The organism is [Clostridium] hylemonae DSM 15053 (assembly GCF_008281175.1).
In the GTDB taxonomy this organism is placed as follows: domain Bacteria; phylum Bacillota; class Clostridia; order Lachnospirales; family Lachnospiraceae; genus Extibacter; species Extibacter hylemonae.
In genome coordinates, this window is record NZ_CP036524.1 from 3,609,207 (window position 1) to 3,623,368 (window position 14,162).

Here is a 14,162-nt window from a genome sequence, read left to right on the forward strand (position 1 = left end):
ATAACCTCCTTGTATTCGTTTGGGCCGCGCGCCGGCAGTTCACTGCCGGGCGGCGGCCCTTATGCCCTTTATTTTTCAGCGCTTACTGCGTTGCCCCACATATCCATTCTCTTTTCTGCCAGATTACCCTGCGTGAGAGCAAATCCCGGGTCTTCCACGATCTCGTCCGGTGTTGTCTCGCCGTCTTCTATCGCCTTGATGATTCCGTTCATAGCCGCGTCGGCCTCATAGAATAAGTCCTGGACACCTGTAGCGTCCACATATCCCTCGTCGATAAGCTTTCCTGCTGTGGAATCCCCGTCAAGTCCTCCAAGTATGATGTGACCATCGTCCCCTGCTTTCTGCCACTTTCCTAATGGTTCCACAACGGACTGAATGGTTGGGAAGAGGAAATCTGATGAGGAGAAGATAAAGTCGATATCCGGATTGGCCTGGACTGCGCTCTGCAGATTGGCAAGCGCGGTAGCAGCGTCCCACTCTGTAGGCACTTCGATCACTTCATTGAAGATATCTTTTTCCTTCTCGACCGCCGCGTAGAATCCATTCTTACGTTCTATCGCGTTCGGATCCCCAAGGTCTCCTACGAGTATACAAGGTGTAAGCTTCTTTCCGGTCTTCTCGAATTTTGCCTTCGCCTGCTCTACCATATAATCCACTGTCGCTTCTGCCGTCGTCGCGTTGTCGCACACAACCGTGATGTTGCTGCCTTCATCAGACGTAGGCGGACGGTTAAAGATGACGATCGGTACTTCGGATTCATTTGCCGCGGCGGTCACTGTCACGGCCGTATCCCCGTCTACCGGTATCATAATGATTCCGTCGATATCCTGGGTGAGTGCGTCGTTCACCTGCTCCAGCTGCTTGTTTGCATCCCCCTGACAGTTCAGTTCGATCACCTTGTAGCCTTCATCCTTCAATGTATCTGTGATGATCTCATGGGCAGCCACCCAGAACTCCGTCTCCAGGTCTTCAAAGCTGAAGGCGATCGTAACATCTTTACTGCCCCCATCTTTGCTGTCTTTGGATTCCTTTTTGTCGGCGCAGCCCATGAGGAGCGCAGCCATCATTGCCGCCGCCAGCAAAACACTCAACAATTTCTTCATAACATTTTCCTCCGTTTTCTTTAGAATGAATTGTTTGTTGTGATTAGAGTATAAGAAAAAGAGACGCCTTTTCATAGACGTCTCTTTTTAGATAATGCGGCGGAATTTTTTTAGTCAACCGGCCTTCCGTGCGGGATGGTTCTTCAGAATCCTCCCTCCTGCTACCACAGTCCGAGCGTATGCTGCATGATCAGACTCACCAGCGTTATTCCGATCCAGCAGGCCATTCCCATGAGTATCGGTTTGCCTCCGGTCTTTACAAGCTTGATGATGTTTGTATGAAGTCCGATCGCAGCCATAGCCATTATGATGAAGAATTTGGACAATTCTTTCAGGGGCATGAACACCTCCGCGGAGATTCCCGCGCTTACCGCCACGGTCGTTATGACGGAAGCGCCGATAAAGTACAGGATAAAAAATGGGAATACCTGTTTTAATGATACCTTTCCCGCAGCTTCTTTCTCTGCCTTTCTCGTCCTGATGAACGCCAGCACGAGAGTGATCGGAATGATCGCAAGTGTCCTTGTAAGTTTTACAGTCACCGCCTTGTCAAGCGTGGCGCTGCCGAGTCCGAACATGCTGTCCCACGTCGACGCGGCCGCCGTTACAGAGGAAGTGTCGTTCACCGCCGTACCGGCAAAGATACCGAACGCTTCTCCCGAGCTGCTCGAAAATCCAAGCGCTGTGCCAAGCATCGGAAACAATACCGCGGCCAGCACGTTGAAGAAAAATATGACCGATATGGCCTGTGCCACTTCCTCGTCATCCGCATCTATGACCGGCGCTGTGGCCGCTATGGCTGATCCTCCGCATATGGAAGACCCGACGCCGACAAGCGTCGATATTTTCCCCGGGATGTGAAGCGCTCTGTGCAGCACGTAGGCGATGATGAGTGATGTGGATATCGTGGCGATTATGATCGGCAGCGACTGCCTTCCCGTCTCAAGGATCACCCGCAGGTTCAGTCCGAACCCGAGAAGGACGACCGCATACTGCAGGATCTTCTTGGACGTGAACTTGATCCCGCTCTCCAGACTTCCCTTTTCTTTTATAAACAGTGTAATGACCATGCCTGCCAGTATGGCGATCACCGGGCCTCCGATGATCGGAAACTGTTTTCCCAGAAACCATGACGGCACTGCTATGGCGATACACACAAGCATACCTTTCCAGTTTTTCTTTACAAATTCCATCTCTTTTCCTCCAGATAACTTTTTTCTCACGCAACATGAAAATAATACCATTAAATTATCATAATGTAAAATTATAATTATTTATTTTTTTATAAGTATATGTTATCATTTTATCATGAGTTTAAAACCGGCCTGCCGTCTGAGGCAGCGCCGACGTACAGAGGAGGACGCTATGCTGGACAACAGAACCGAGACTTTTCTCGCTGTCTGCCATGAGATGAGCTTTACAAAGGCTGCCAGGACACTTCACGTATCGCAGCCCGCAGTATCACAGCACATTCAGTATCTTGAGGACTACTACGGAACGAAGCTTTTCCGCTTTGAGGGAAAGAAGATCTTTCTCACAGATGCCGGAGAGCTGCTTCGGAAATCATTCACCGCTCTGAGAAACAACGAGATCTACCTGCGGGAACAGCTTTCGATGCTCCAAAACAAGAGGAATACGCTCCGCCTCGGCGCAACACTCACCGTCGGCGAGTACATGATATCAGATCCGCTTATCCGCTATCTGAGTTCTCACCCGGATTCGGACATAACCGTTACGGTAGCCAATACAAAAAAGCTTCTGAGCAGTCTTGACGATGGTAAGATCGATTTTGCCCTGCTGGAAGGGGATTACCCCCACGCCTCCTACAGACATCAGACTTACCGGCAAGAACAGTTTATCCCTGTCTGCAGCCAGAGCCACGCGTTCATACGGCGTCCTGAGACACTATGTGATCTTACGTCAGAGAGCCTTATCATCCGTGAGCCGGGCTCCGGCACGCGCAAGATCATGGAACAGGCGCTGGAAGATGCAGACATCACACTGAAAGACTTTGCCAACGTCATCACGATCGGCAATATGAATACGATAAAAGAGCTCGTTACGGCAGACTGCGGTATAACATTCTTATACAAAACTGCCGTAAAAAAAGAGCTGGAGGATGGAATTCTCAAAGAAATAGAATTGACATCCCCCGGCATCACGCACGAGATCTCGATCGTATGGAAAAAGAATAATCTGTTTGAAGCTTCCTTTGAACAGTTGTTCAACGAATTATTTTTCTGATCAAATGTACTTCTTCCCGCTTTTTGATGCCCGCAGACGTGTCATCGCCCTTGCGAGGGACGCCTGGGACAGATAATATTCCTGTATGCTCTGCTTCTGTCTCAGACGTTCCTGCGCACGCTCCTTGGCCTCTCTGGCCCGCAGGACGTCGATATCCTCCGGCCGTTCCGCGGCATTGACAAGCACAGAGACCCGGTTGTTTATTATCTCTGCAAATCCTTTTGATACAACCGCCGTGTTCCATTCCCCTTCCTTTGTCTGAAAGCGCAGCTCACCGATCTCCACCGCTACGACCATATTTTCATGGTGGGCCAGCACACCTTTCTGTCCGTCGGGTGTCGGCAGGATCACATTCTGGCAGCGGCCTTCAAAGAACACTTTATCGCTGCAGATGATTTTTAAAAAGAATGTATTCATATCTTACACTTCCTTTTTGGCTTTTTCCGCTGCTTCTTCGATCGTTCCCACATTAAAAAATGCGTTTTCCGGATACTCATCCATCTCTCCGTCAATGATCGCCTTAAAACCTCGCACCGTGTCCTTAAGGGGCACATATCTTCCCTTGACGCCGGTGAAGGTCTCGGCCACCGAGAAAGGCTGCGACAGGAATTTCTGGATCTTTCTCGCCCGGCTGACCGTCCTTTTGTCTTCCTCCGAAAGTTCCTCCATTCCCAGGATGGCAATGATATCCTGCAGTTCTTTATATTTCTGCAGTATCTCCTGCACCTTTCTGGCGACCCGGTAGTGCTCCTCGCCGACCACGTCCGCCTCCAGTATGCGGGACGTGGATTCCAGCGGATCCACCGCGGGATAAATGCCCTGCTCCACGATCTTCCTTGACAGAACTGTCGTTGCGTCGAGATGAGAGAACGTTGTCGCAGGCGCCGGGTCCGTCAGGTCATCGGCCGGTACATATACTGCCTGCACCGATGTGACGGAACCGTTCTTCGTCGACGCGATCCGCTCCTGGAGCGCGCCCATCTCCTGCGCAAGCGTCGGCTGGTATCCGACGGCCGACGGCATGCGGCCGAGCAGCGCGGAGACTTCGGAGCCCGCCTGCACGAACCGGAAGATATTGTCGATAAAGAGCAGTACATTCTGGTGCTCCTCATCCCGGAAATACTCCGCCATCGTAAGACCGGTCTCCGCCACACGCATACGGGCTCCCGGCGGCTCATTCATCTGCCCGAACACGAGCGCCGTCTTATCCAGCACTCCAGATTCACCCATCTCTGTCCACAGATCATTACCTTCCCTGGAGCGCTCTCCCACGCCGGTAAATATAGAATAGCCTCCGTGTTCAGTCGCAATATTATGGATCAGCTCCTGTATCAGTACGGTCTTGCCTACGCCGGCTCCGCCGAAAAGTCCTATCTTCCCGCCCTTGGCATACGGTGTCAGCAGATCGATCACCTTGATCCCCGTCTCCAGCACTTCTACCGCGGGACTCTGCTCCTCAAAGCCTGGAGCCTTCCTGTGGATCTCCCAGCGGCGGCTGCCGCTGTCTATCGCTTCTTTGCCGTCGATCGTCTCACCGAGTACATTGAACAGACGTCCGAGCGTCTGCTCCCCAACCGGCACTTTGATCCCTGCTCCTGTGGCAGTCACCTCCATGCCCCTGTAAAGCCCGTCACTCGATGCAAGCATAATACAGCGGGCAGTATTATTACCCGTGTGCTGGGCAACCTCCATAACGGACCGCCTCCCGTTATTGTCCACTTCGAGCGCATCTTTTATGAACGGAAGGTCCTCTCTGCTGTCAAATTCCACATCGACGACCGGTCCCATAACCTGTACAATTCTACCTTTTACCATAATGTTGATTTCACTTCCTTTTCTGTGCATTGGCTCCGCCGATCACCTCTGTAAGCTCCTGGGTGATATCTGCCTGCCGCACACGGTTATAAGTCATGTTTAATTCACTCAGCATCTGGGATGCACTGTCCGTCGCGTTCTGCATCGCCTGCATACGTGAATTCTGCTCGCTGCAGTACGCTTCCACAAGGCATCCATAGATGATCCCGTTGATATAGTTAGGTACAATACTGTCCATCACGCTGTGGGCGGAAGGATACAGCGTGATCTCCTCCCTGTACACACCAGACAGATATGGTATATTTTCCGGTGTAAAGTCCAGCCTCTTAAGAGGCAGAAGCTTGATCATCTCCGCCTCCGCCTGCATGGCATTTTTCATACGGGTATAGATGATGTAGATATCATCCAGTTCACCGGTCTCAAACAGTTCCGTCATCTTCACCGTGATGAGGCGCGCTCTGTGCATCGTCGGATTCTGTACTGTGTACCGGAAGTCCGTATCGACTTCAAGGCCGTCCTGTTTGGAAAAAAACTGGCGTCCCAGCTCTCCGAGCACGAACAGTCTGTGCTCTCCCGGCTCCTTTAGTTTCTCCTGCGCAAGCTTGATCACGTTATGATTATAAGCTCCGGCAAGCCCCTTATCGGCCGTGATGACAATGCATCCCGTCTTTCTTCTTTCCGGCGGCGTCTTTTCACGCCCGTCAAAAAAGTGGCTGTGCATGTCAGGTACATGTCTGAGTATTCTGGCGATCTCCGCCTGCATGGCATAGAAAAACGGTTCCGTGTCAGCCAGCTTCTTTCTGGCCTGTTTCATCTTGGAAGAAGAGATAAGATACATGGCATTCGTGATCTTCTTCGTCTCCTGGATACCTGCCATCCGTTCTTTCAGTTCTCTTGCATTTGCCATAGTTACACCTGCTTACCTGTTTTCTTTATATTCCTCGGCCGCTTTGATGATCCGGTCTGTCAGCTCATCGTCAAGCGCCTGTTTCTCTTCTATCTCTTTCCCTATCTCCGGATATTTCTTTTCAATATAACGCAGCATTCCCATCTGGAACTCTTTTATATCCTTTGTGTCCACATCAAGCATCGCTTTGTGCGTTGCCGCGCAGAGTGTAATGACCTGCTCAGACAGGCTGAGCGGACGGCACAGCGGCTGCTTCAGAAGCTCCGTCAGGCAGGCGCCGTACTTAAGCTGCATCTTCGTGGCGTCATCCAGGTCTGAACTGAACTGTGTAAAGGACTCCATCTCACGGGCCTGGGCAAGGTCTATACGCACACTTCCCGAAGCCTTTTTCATCGCCTTTGTCTGCGCAGCGCCCCCCACACGGGATACGGACAGGCCGACGTTGACCGCAGGCCTCATCCCCGCATTGAACAAATCGCTTTCCAGGAATATCTGTCCGTCTGTTATGGATATCACATTCGTTGGGATATATGCCGATACATTCCCGGCCTGTGTCTCGATGACAGGCAGCGCGGTTATGGAACCCCCTCCTGCCTCCTCACTCAGACGGCTGCTCCGCTCCAGAAGCCTTGAATGAAGATAGAACACATCTCCGGGGTAAGCCTCTCTTCCCGGAGAACGGCCGAGGAGAAGGGATATGGCCCGGTAGGCCACCGCATGCTTTGACAGGTCGTCATACACGATGAGCACATCTTTTCCCTGGTACATAAAATATTCTGCAAGCGCCGTCGCAGAATAGGGGACTATATACTGCAGCGGCGCGCACTCGCTGGCCGTGGAACAGAATACCGTCGTGTAATCCAGCGCGCCGTACGAACGCAGCGTGTTGACAAGCTGTGCCACCGTGGACGCCTTCTGGCCGATCGCAACGTAGATACAGATGACATCCTTCCCCTTCTGATTCAATATCGTATCTACCGCGATGGATGTCTTGCCGGTCTGCCGGTCGCCGATGATCAGCTCCCTCTGGCCGCGGCCGATAGGAAACATAGAGTCAATGGACAAAATTCCGGTCTCCAGCGGCACACTGACCGATCGGCGCTCCACGATCCCGGGCGCCTCCTGCTCTACCGGGCGGTAATCATCTGCCTCGATCCCGCCGAGACCGTCGATCGGCGCTCCGAGCGCATCCACGATCCTTCCTATATACTTCTCCCCGACAGGAACTCCCGCCCGTTTCCCGGTCCTCGCCGCCTTCGTCCCTTCCTTTATATCTGAATCATCTCCGAAGAGAATACAGCTTATCTCATTCTGCCTTATATCCTGCACCATGCCCTTAAGCCCTGTCTCCAGGGTGATGATCTCACCGTACATGGCATGGTCTATGCCATAGACAGTGGCAATTCCATCGCCGACAGAAACAACGAAACCAGTTTCCCTGTCTCTGCATACCATATCATAATTTTCTATCTCTTCTCTAAGGATAGATATAATTTCATCTGAACTGATCGCGCTCAATCCCTTCACCTCCAGGTTAATTTTTGCTCCAGCCCCTTTAAGCGGCCCAGTACGGAATAGTCATATTCTCTGCCGTTTACACGCAGGGTGAATCCTCCGATCAATGACGTATTCTCCTCCATCTCCCAGCGCACGCCGGATGCTCCGTATTGTCTGCATATGAACTGTTCCATCTTTTTAAGCCGTTCTGCGTCGGGCGGTTCTGCATAGATCAGTCCGGCCGTTATGATCCCGGCCTTCTTAAGCCTCTGCTCCCTGTATATATCTATACTTTCCGCCACTTCTCCTATCCCGCCGCGGTCCGCGGCTGCCTTGAGAAAGTTCCTCACACACTCCGGAAATACACGGTCAATGACACGGCCTCTCTGCGCCTTACTTATAACAGGGCTTTCAAGCATCCCCTTAAGTTCCGGGCAGCTGTCCAGAATTTGGACCGTACGGTCCAATTCCTCCTGAGGAACCGCAAGCTCATCCAGTACCGCCGCATACCTGACCGCAGTCATAGTCCGGCGGCCGCGCCTAGTCTTCCCTGTCTTCATGACTATCACCCGCTTCTTCCAAAAATAAATCATAGGCTGACTGGCTGTCATCCGGTCCGCCATACCCTGTCACGATCTTTTTGGCGGCGTCCATGGCCAGCTTCGCAGCTTCTGTCTTCATGCGAAGCATCGTCTGCTCTCTTTCCGCGCTGATGGCATCTCTGGCAGATCGAAGCATTTTGTCCGCCCGGTCATCGGCATCGCTCACGATACGGTCATATTCATCCTTTGCATCCAGCCCGGCCTGCTCAAGCATCTTTCGGGACTCTTCCCTGGCTCCTCTTAAGGAGTCCTCATACTGCCGCTTTAGCTCAAGCGCTTTTTCCTGCTCGCTCCGGGCATTGTTAAGCCCATCTGCGATCATAGCTTCTCTTTTCTCCATGATATTCGTAATGGGGCGGATCAAAAATCTGCGCAGCAGCAGGAAGAGCACAAGCAGGTTTATCATCTCTAACACAAGATTAAAGTCTAATCTCAGCACCTTCCGTACCTCCTCTTATTTTAAGAAGAAAACAATCAGCAGAGCGATAATAAACCCATAGATAGCAGTTGCCTCCGCAAGTGCGCATCCGAGGATCAGTGTCTTACTGATCTTGCCTTCTGCCTCCGGCTGTCTTGCGATCGCTTCTGTCGCCTTGCCGGTGGCGATCCCGATACCGATTCCAGCTCCAAGACCTGTCAATACTGCAACTCCTGCTCCAATAGCTATAATTGTACCCATCATAATTCTTCTTTATCTCCTTTTCTGATTTTTTACTATTCCATTTCCTCGTTCATGAATAACGCAGTGAGGAACACAAATACATATGCCTGCAGCAACCCGTCAAATATATCAAAATAAAAACTGAGCGGAATCGGTACAAGCAGCGGAACGACCAGCTTGATCAGTTCCATCACGACAAAACCACCGAGCATATTGCCAAACAGCCGCATACAGAGCGACAGCGGCCTGATAAACACCTCCAGCACCATGATAGGCGCCACTACGGGGACAGGCTCTGCAAAATGCCTGAGCCAGTGCTTTCCTCCGTTCCTCCTGATCCCCGAATATTCTATAAGGATCATGCTCATGACTGCCAGCGCGGCCGTCACGTTCAGGTCTTTTGTCGGCGGTTTAAATCCGAGCAGCCCGATCACATTTGAAACGGCCAGATAGAGAGCCACCGTGATGAGATAAGGTATGTACCTCTTATTCTCCTTCCCGATGATCCCCTCAAAGAAATCCTGCGCCCAGCCGATGGCAGATTCCAGCGCAAGCTGTACCCTGCCGGGATGCTCGACGCTCAGATTCCTCACAAATACAACTGACAGAACCGTGAGGGCCGCCATAATGATCCATGTTACGACGATAGATTCATCTACGGCTATTCCTCCGAATACCGGAATCGTAAAAACTGTCTGACAATTCAACTCTTCCAACAGATTCTTCGTTAGCTCTTCCGTATTATCCCCTTCCTTCGTGTCTAATTTCTCTGTCATTTAAAAAACTGCCGGACACCTGAAAACGAAAGCATCCGAAAGTTGTATACACATTACTGCCAATAAAATAATTTGTCAATAACTCTTCCTATTAAATAAACAAACATGTAAATTCATATTTTTTAGTAATTTTTTTACAATCTGCCTGTCTGCGTTTTCACCTTTTTATTTATTTTTTCCGTTTTAAAATGACCTTTCAGCACCTTGAAATTTTCAAGATTAAATTTATACAATTTTTCTCCAATTTTTTACTATTTTTTTGTATATCAAAAAATATTTTTTGGTGATTTTTACATGTGCGCAAAACAGGCAGCGGGCCTGAACTGCCCTGCTGCCTGTTCACATTTTCGTTCTCATTTTCCGTTACATGCGGTCTCCGCTGTACTCTGTCCTCGGTTCTCCCGAATAGATACAGAACGTATTCTTTCCGGAACGTTTCGCCTGATAAAGCGCAATATCCGCATGCTCATACAGCGAATCATACGCGTCTCCAAAATCAGGACAAAGAGCGATCCCAATGCTGATCGTTGTCTGGAATTCCCTCCCCTGCTCCGTAACGTGGGTACGCACAGCCGCCGCGTTCAGCCTTCTCGCCTTATCTTCGATCGTTTTAATGGAACGCAGATTTACCGCATACACGCAGAACTCGTCTCCTCCGATCCTCCCTATAATATCTCTGCGCCGGAATTGGGAACGGATCACGTTTCCCATCTCATACAAAAGGTTGTCCCCGGCCCTGTGCCCAAAGGAGTCGTTTACCAGCTTAAAGTTATCCATATCTATGATAAACATGGCTCCCGACACGATTCTCTCGCTGAGCTGGATATCAATATATTTTTCCAGCGCGGTCCGGTTGTACAGCCCCGTAACACCGTCGATCTGCGCCGCGTTCAGTAGTTCATTTTCCTGCTCCACACACTCGCTTACATCCATCACGTCAACATAAGCGATAAGGTCGTCCGAGACCTCTTCGTGAACAATAATGATCCTTGCCTCCACCCAGATCCACTCTTCGTCTGTCTTACATCCGCACGTCTCAGGCAGCGTCCATTTTGCAGACTCTTCCAGATATTTGCGGGATATCCGGAAACGGAACGCATGGCTGCTGTTTTCATGCTGATTCAGGCCCATCGCCGAACGTTCGGCGCTTTCCCCCAGTACCCTGATACGGTCAAAGGGATGCACATTCTCACATATTTCTTCCCGGAGAATGCGCGAGTAGTTGTTGGACCCGCCGTTTTTGATATAATTGGAAAAGTAAGACAGCCCTTCTACTATACAGTTCTTCCTTATGTTGACCGTATAACTCATGATTGCCTGCCTCTGAATGGCGGAGCGGAATTCTTTCTCCTGCTGTAGTTCTTCCGTAAGAACATTGTTCTTTTGAGCCGCCCGTTCCGCGTGACACTGCAGCAGCGCTATGAGATAGCTGCATCCGAGGATCAGAAGATCCTTTAATATCAGGTCGTGAAATATCGGCACCGTGATCTTCTTCGATATACTGTCACTGAAGAGAACCGGCACCGTGATGGCGGAGGCGGTGATCAGCACGACACTTCCGAACGCCATATAAGAAAACAGCATCATGCTCTTTTCCCTGGAATGCATCACCGAAGACATCTCTTTGGCAGGCATGAACCTGGCAAGCAGAAGAAGTATGACTGCCGCCGCAAGCAGCGCCATCGTAAATATCCCGATCCGGTACTCCGCCGAATAAGGAGAGCATACATCCCTGTAACTCCAAAGCCCCATCGCCGCCACCGCCAGGTCATGTACCGCGCTGAAGTTCAGAAGAAAAGCGGACAGTATAAACAGATATGCCCATAAGCTGTCATTGGACACAAGCCTCAGTTCCAGCACTGTGACGATCGGTACAAACGCCATCATCAGATAGGGCGTCGGCCTGTCCACAGCCAGTTCCGCAAGTACGGCGATGCTTCCGTTAAAAACCCCCGCCAGCAGTGCCGGCCAAAGAGAAGTACGAAACTCAGCCAGCAGCTTTCTGACCCAGTAAAAACTTGCAAACGTAAATACAACCGAAGCCAAAAACAAGATACCCGGGCTGGATATAAAAAGATTTAAAACCGAATGAAAGTCTTTCATAACTGACACCTCCTGTACTCTCAGACATAGATCCAATCATAATAAAAAGCCTCAGAATCAGCAGTTCCAAGGCAAATCAAAACTTTCCGGACGTTCAGACACTGTGCCGGTCTGAGCTGAGAATACTTTTTATTTTTTGTATCTGTTCCTGGTCCGCTACCGCCTCCTGGTTGGCTATCGCAGCTTCCGCCAGTTCTTTTCTGAGGATCTTCACATCTTTTGGCGCTTCGATCGCAAGTCTGACAGTATCCGCCCCGATGTCAACGACAGAGATCTGAATATCATCTCCCAATAAAAGGGATTCACCTTTTTTGCGCTGTAAGACAAGCATATTCAGACCTCCTCTTTCTCCAGGTCTTTAAGAGCATGACGGAAATGATATTTCTCCGACTCCAGTATGACCTGTACTGCTTTTCTGCTGACCGTGTTGACGACGATAGGACATTTGAAATTAACAGTGCTCTCCTCCGGCCTGCTTCCAACCACGCATATGACATAATAAGACAAGTCCGTCTCTTTGTCTGCCTCAAGCTTCTCGTATATCTCTTCCGTAAGCCTGGGCGCATAGTCCTTCATCAGCATAAAAGGATTCATAATAACAAAGGACAGGCTCTCGTCCTCCACACTCAGCAGATTCAGCACAGCATCGCTGTCTTCCGTTATGGGAAGCGGAAGAAAGCACTTATAGCTTTCAAACCCGAACAGACCATCCTCAAACCGGATGAGTTCCGCTTCCTCATAGGGACAGCAATTTTCTTTATCTTCTTTCATATATCTCCCCCCGCTCTTGTCCGCCTATACTCTGACATCCACCACTTCTCCCGTAAAATGAGCGGCTGCGCTCGGCGGAACATATATAGGATCTCCCATATATTCGATCTCTACATCCGGATACTGGGATATGGCCAGTTCGATCGTTCCCGGGATAAATCTCACGTCGCCTTTGTCTATCTTCAGGTCAAAGTTCAACTTGTCCATCTCATATCTGATAGAAAGCGACGGTGCCTCCCAGCTGATATCGGGGCCGGCCGTCGGAATAAATCCCATCTGGAACTCTCCCGCCGGCGCCGCCGCTCTCTGTTCAAAGATCGACTGCAGCGCCTCGCCGCCTTCCCCTATCTTTGTCTTCAGCAATATCTGCCCCTCCTTTGCGAACTGGGCAGTGGCCTGATACGCCGCCTGATGCCCTTTCTGCGCCGCCTGGGTTATAGATGTCTTTGTAGTAGGGACAACAGAATTTCTCGCTTCGTATGTATCCAGATGCAGCCGGATCGGTCTGCTCCTGATATTCATGCCGCCTTCACTGCGGCTGATCTCCAGTTCCGCAGTTCCGTTTCTGCGCTCCATCCTTGCGTCATTGATCTTCAGCTCATACTCGATCGGTATCGTCGTAATTTTAAGTAATTGATCCATTAACTATCACCTCACTATAAAATCAGTATACATGTTACTTCATAAAATCCAGCAGAGAATTCGATAAAAGACTCGTTCCGATCTTGAGCGCGACATTATACACGTACTGAGCATAAGAAAAGTTCATCAAAGCCTCTGCCTCGTTAATATTTACCGTACTGTCGAACTGGGTCGTTATATTAAGCTTCTCGTTCTCCAGACGATCCTTCGTGGATGAAAGAAGCTTCGTCTTCGTCCCGATCTCTGTCAGACAATTCTGCAGATCGCCCGCACCCTTGTCAAACTGGGTCCAGAGCTTCTTGTAAGCCGCTTCGTCAAAGTTATCCTCCTCGAGCACATCCGCCATCTGTCCCATGAGCACGATTATATTGTTGCTCGTTCCGTCATCACTTTGCCCGAATCCCACTGCCTTTATTCCGGGGAACGCGGCGTCAAACGCACTGGACGACACGATCTCTCCGCCGCCGTCAAAGGTAAGTCCGAAACCAAGGTCTATATATGAATGTTCCCGTGAGAGCGCTTTGAGCGCGTCGGTATTGGCCGGGTCGTTCACATCGAGCCCCCGGTATGTGACCGTACCGTCCTCTTTTAGCTCAAACGGCGCATTCTGTCCGTCAGAGCCGGCCATCGCAAATGTATCCCCATACTTTGTATTCAAAGCATAGATCATAGATTTCTGCATCTCGCGGAACGTTGCGGCATACGTATCCCGCACACTCGCGTTCGTGCCGGAGACCGCCTCTACTCCGTAGTTCTTGTTTACTTCCTCGGCGATCTTGCCAAGCTGCATAAGAACATCTTCCTGGGTATCCTGCCACTTCATCGTATCCTCTACCGCATTTCTGTAATCGCCGTTTCTGGCATATCTGTTCTCAAGGATCGTGGCCTTGGCGGCTGCGGAAGGATCTTCGTATGATTTGCTGAACCGCCTTCCGGTCTCCGCCTGCCTGCGGGCCTGCTCCAGTCCGCTCAAGGTGGAATTCAGATTGTTCTGATAATTTCTTCTTATCATATTCGTCGTTATCCGCATCATCCTGCCTC

Annotated in this window: 16 protein-coding genes; 1 reads left to right on the forward strand and 15 read right to left on the reverse strand. The window is 50.5% G+C overall.

What is annotated here, in order from left to right; all coding sequences use genetic code 11:
- Positions 1-68 precede the first annotated feature (68 nt).
- Both LAJLEIBI_RS16920 and LAJLEIBI_RS16925 read right to left on the reverse strand, forming a co-directional pair.
- Positions 69-1,103: a sugar ABC transporter substrate-binding protein gene (locus LAJLEIBI_RS16920; RefSeq protein WP_205689575.1), complete on the reverse strand. Its 1,035-nt coding sequence runs from the start codon at positions 1,101-1,103 to the stop codon at positions 69-71.
- Between the two features lie 161 nt (positions 1,104-1,264).
- Complete coding sequence (locus LAJLEIBI_RS16925) at positions 1,265-2,296, reverse strand: YeiH family protein (protein WP_006443365.1); 1,032 nt, start codon at positions 2,294-2,296, stop codon at positions 1,265-1,267.
- 172 nt (positions 2,297-2,468) lie between these two features.
- Between LAJLEIBI_RS16925 and LAJLEIBI_RS16930 the strand changes: the two genes are divergently transcribed.
- A complete protein-coding gene (locus LAJLEIBI_RS16930; protein ID WP_040435091.1) occupies positions 2,469-3,347 on the forward strand; it encodes a LysR family transcriptional regulator in 879 nt (292 codons plus the stop codon).
- Here the strand turns inward: LAJLEIBI_RS16930 and atpC are convergent, their stop codons facing one another.
- From atpC to LAJLEIBI_RS16995, 13 genes are all read right to left on the reverse strand, one after another.
- Positions 3,348-3,764 carry an ATP synthase F1 subunit epsilon gene (gene atpC / locus LAJLEIBI_RS16935; RefSeq protein ID WP_006443367.1) on the reverse strand — a complete coding sequence of 139 codons (417 nt, stop codon included), beginning with the start codon at positions 3,762-3,764 and terminating at the stop codon, positions 3,348-3,350.
- 3 nt (positions 3,765-3,767) lie between these two features.
- Entirely contained in the window at positions 3,768-5,162 is a 1,395-nt protein-coding gene (gene atpD / locus LAJLEIBI_RS16940) for a F0F1 ATP synthase subunit beta (protein WP_040435580.1), read from the reverse strand.
- A 10-nt stretch (positions 5,163-5,172) separates the two neighbouring features.
- The gene (atpG, locus tag LAJLEIBI_RS16945; RefSeq protein WP_006443369.1) at positions 5,173-6,069 is read right to left on the reverse strand and encodes an ATP synthase F1 subunit gamma; all 897 of its coding nucleotides are present in this window, start codon (positions 6,067-6,069) and stop codon (positions 5,173-5,175) included.
- A gap of 12 nt (positions 6,070-6,081) precedes the next feature.
- Positions 6,082-7,587, reverse strand: a complete 1,506-nt coding sequence (atpA, locus tag LAJLEIBI_RS16950; protein ID WP_040435092.1) for a F0F1 ATP synthase subunit alpha — start codon at positions 7,585-7,587, stop codon at positions 6,082-6,084.
- A gap of 5 nt (positions 7,588-7,592) precedes the next feature.
- Complete coding sequence (locus LAJLEIBI_RS16955; RefSeq protein WP_040435093.1) at positions 7,593-8,126, reverse strand: ATP synthase delta subunit family protein; 534 nt, start codon at positions 8,124-8,126, stop codon at positions 7,593-7,595.
- Entirely contained in the window at positions 8,107-8,607 is a 501-nt protein-coding gene (gene atpF, locus LAJLEIBI_RS16960) for a F0F1 ATP synthase subunit B (RefSeq protein WP_006443372.1), read from the reverse strand. The genes LAJLEIBI_RS16955 and atpF overlap by 20 nt, the downstream gene beginning before the upstream one ends.
- 15 nt (positions 8,608-8,622) lie before the next feature.
- The gene (gene atpE / locus LAJLEIBI_RS16965) at positions 8,623-8,847 is read right to left on the reverse strand and encodes an ATP synthase F0 subunit C (protein ID WP_040435581.1); all 225 of its coding nucleotides are present in this window, start codon (positions 8,845-8,847) and stop codon (positions 8,623-8,625) included.
- 35 nt (positions 8,848-8,882) lie between these two features.
- Positions 8,883-9,545, reverse strand: coding sequence for a F0F1 ATP synthase subunit A (locus tag LAJLEIBI_RS16970; RefSeq protein WP_040435582.1), 663 nt, complete (start codon positions 9,543-9,545; stop codon positions 8,883-8,885).
- 423 nt (positions 9,546-9,968) lie between these two features.
- Positions 9,969-11,708: a GGDEF domain-containing protein gene (locus LAJLEIBI_RS16975; protein WP_006443375.1), complete on the reverse strand. Its 1,740-nt coding sequence runs from the start codon at positions 11,706-11,708 to the stop codon at positions 9,969-9,971.
- Positions 11,709-11,802: 94 nt separating this feature from the next.
- The gene (locus LAJLEIBI_RS16980) at positions 11,803-12,039 is read right to left on the reverse strand and encodes a carbon storage regulator (RefSeq protein WP_006443376.1); all 237 of its coding nucleotides are present in this window, start codon (positions 12,037-12,039) and stop codon (positions 11,803-11,805) included.
- Positions 12,040-12,041: 2 nt separating this feature from the next.
- A complete protein-coding gene (locus LAJLEIBI_RS16985) occupies positions 12,042-12,479 on the reverse strand; it encodes a flagellar assembly protein FliW (RefSeq protein WP_006443377.1) in 438 nt (145 codons plus the stop codon).
- A 24-nt stretch (positions 12,480-12,503) separates the two neighbouring features.
- The gene (locus LAJLEIBI_RS16990) at positions 12,504-13,121 is read right to left on the reverse strand and encodes a DUF6470 family protein (protein ID WP_006443378.1); all 618 of its coding nucleotides are present in this window, start codon (positions 13,119-13,121) and stop codon (positions 12,504-12,506) included.
- A 34-nt stretch (positions 13,122-13,155) separates the two neighbouring features.
- Entirely contained in the window at positions 13,156-14,154 is a 999-nt protein-coding gene (locus tag LAJLEIBI_RS16995; protein ID WP_006443379.1) for a flagellin N-terminal helical domain-containing protein, read from the reverse strand.
- Positions 14,155-14,162 lie beyond the last annotated feature (8 nt).

What these genes read in the sequence shown, in the direction of transcription:
- LAJLEIBI_RS16925 (WP_006443365.1), bottom strand. Translation starts at nt 2,296, where the DNA reads ATGGAATTTGTAAAGAAAAACTGGAAAGGTATGCTTGTGTGTATCGCC.
- LAJLEIBI_RS16980 (WP_006443376.1), bottom strand. Translation starts at nt 12,039, where the DNA reads ATGCTTGTCTTACAGCGCAAAAAAGGTGAATCCCTTTTATTGGGAGAT.
- LAJLEIBI_RS16955 (WP_040435093.1), bottom strand. Translation starts at nt 8,126, where the DNA reads ATGAAGACAGGGAAGACTAGGCGCGGCCGCCGGACTATGACTGCGGTC.
- LAJLEIBI_RS16920 (WP_205689575.1), bottom strand. Translation starts at nt 1,103, where the DNA reads ATGAAGAAATTGTTGAGTGTTTTGCTGGCGGCGGCAATGATGGCTGCG.
- LAJLEIBI_RS16990 (WP_006443378.1), bottom strand. Translation starts at nt 13,121, where the DNA reads ATGGATCAATTACTTAAAATTACGACGATACCGATCGAGTATGAGCTG.
- atpE (WP_040435581.1), bottom strand. Translation starts at nt 8,847, where the DNA reads ATGGGTACAATTATAGCTATTGGAGCAGGAGTTGCAGTATTGACAGGT.
- LAJLEIBI_RS16995 (WP_006443379.1), bottom strand. Translation starts at nt 14,154, where the DNA reads ATGATGCGGATAACGACGAATATGATAAGAAGAAATTATCAGAACAAT.
- LAJLEIBI_RS16985 (WP_006443377.1), bottom strand. Translation starts at nt 12,479, where the DNA reads ATGAAAGAAGATAAAGAAAATTGCTGTCCCTATGAGGAAGCGGAACTC.
- atpD (WP_040435580.1), bottom strand. Translation starts at nt 5,162, where the DNA reads ATGGTAAAAGGTAGAATTGTACAGGTTATGGGACCGGTCGTCGATGTG.
- atpG (WP_006443369.1), bottom strand. Translation starts at nt 6,069, where the DNA reads ATGGCAAATGCAAGAGAACTGAAAGAACGGATGGCAGGTATCCAGGAG.
- LAJLEIBI_RS16930 (WP_040435091.1), top strand. Translation starts at nt 2,469, where the DNA reads ATGCTGGACAACAGAACCGAGACTTTTCTCGCTGTCTGCCATGAGATG.
- atpC (WP_006443367.1), bottom strand. Translation starts at nt 3,764, where the DNA reads ATGAATACATTCTTTTTAAAAATCATCTGCAGCGATAAAGTGTTCTTT.
- LAJLEIBI_RS16975 (WP_006443375.1), bottom strand. Translation starts at nt 11,708, where the DNA reads ATGAAAGACTTTCATTCGGTTTTAAATCTTTTTATATCCAGCCCGGGT.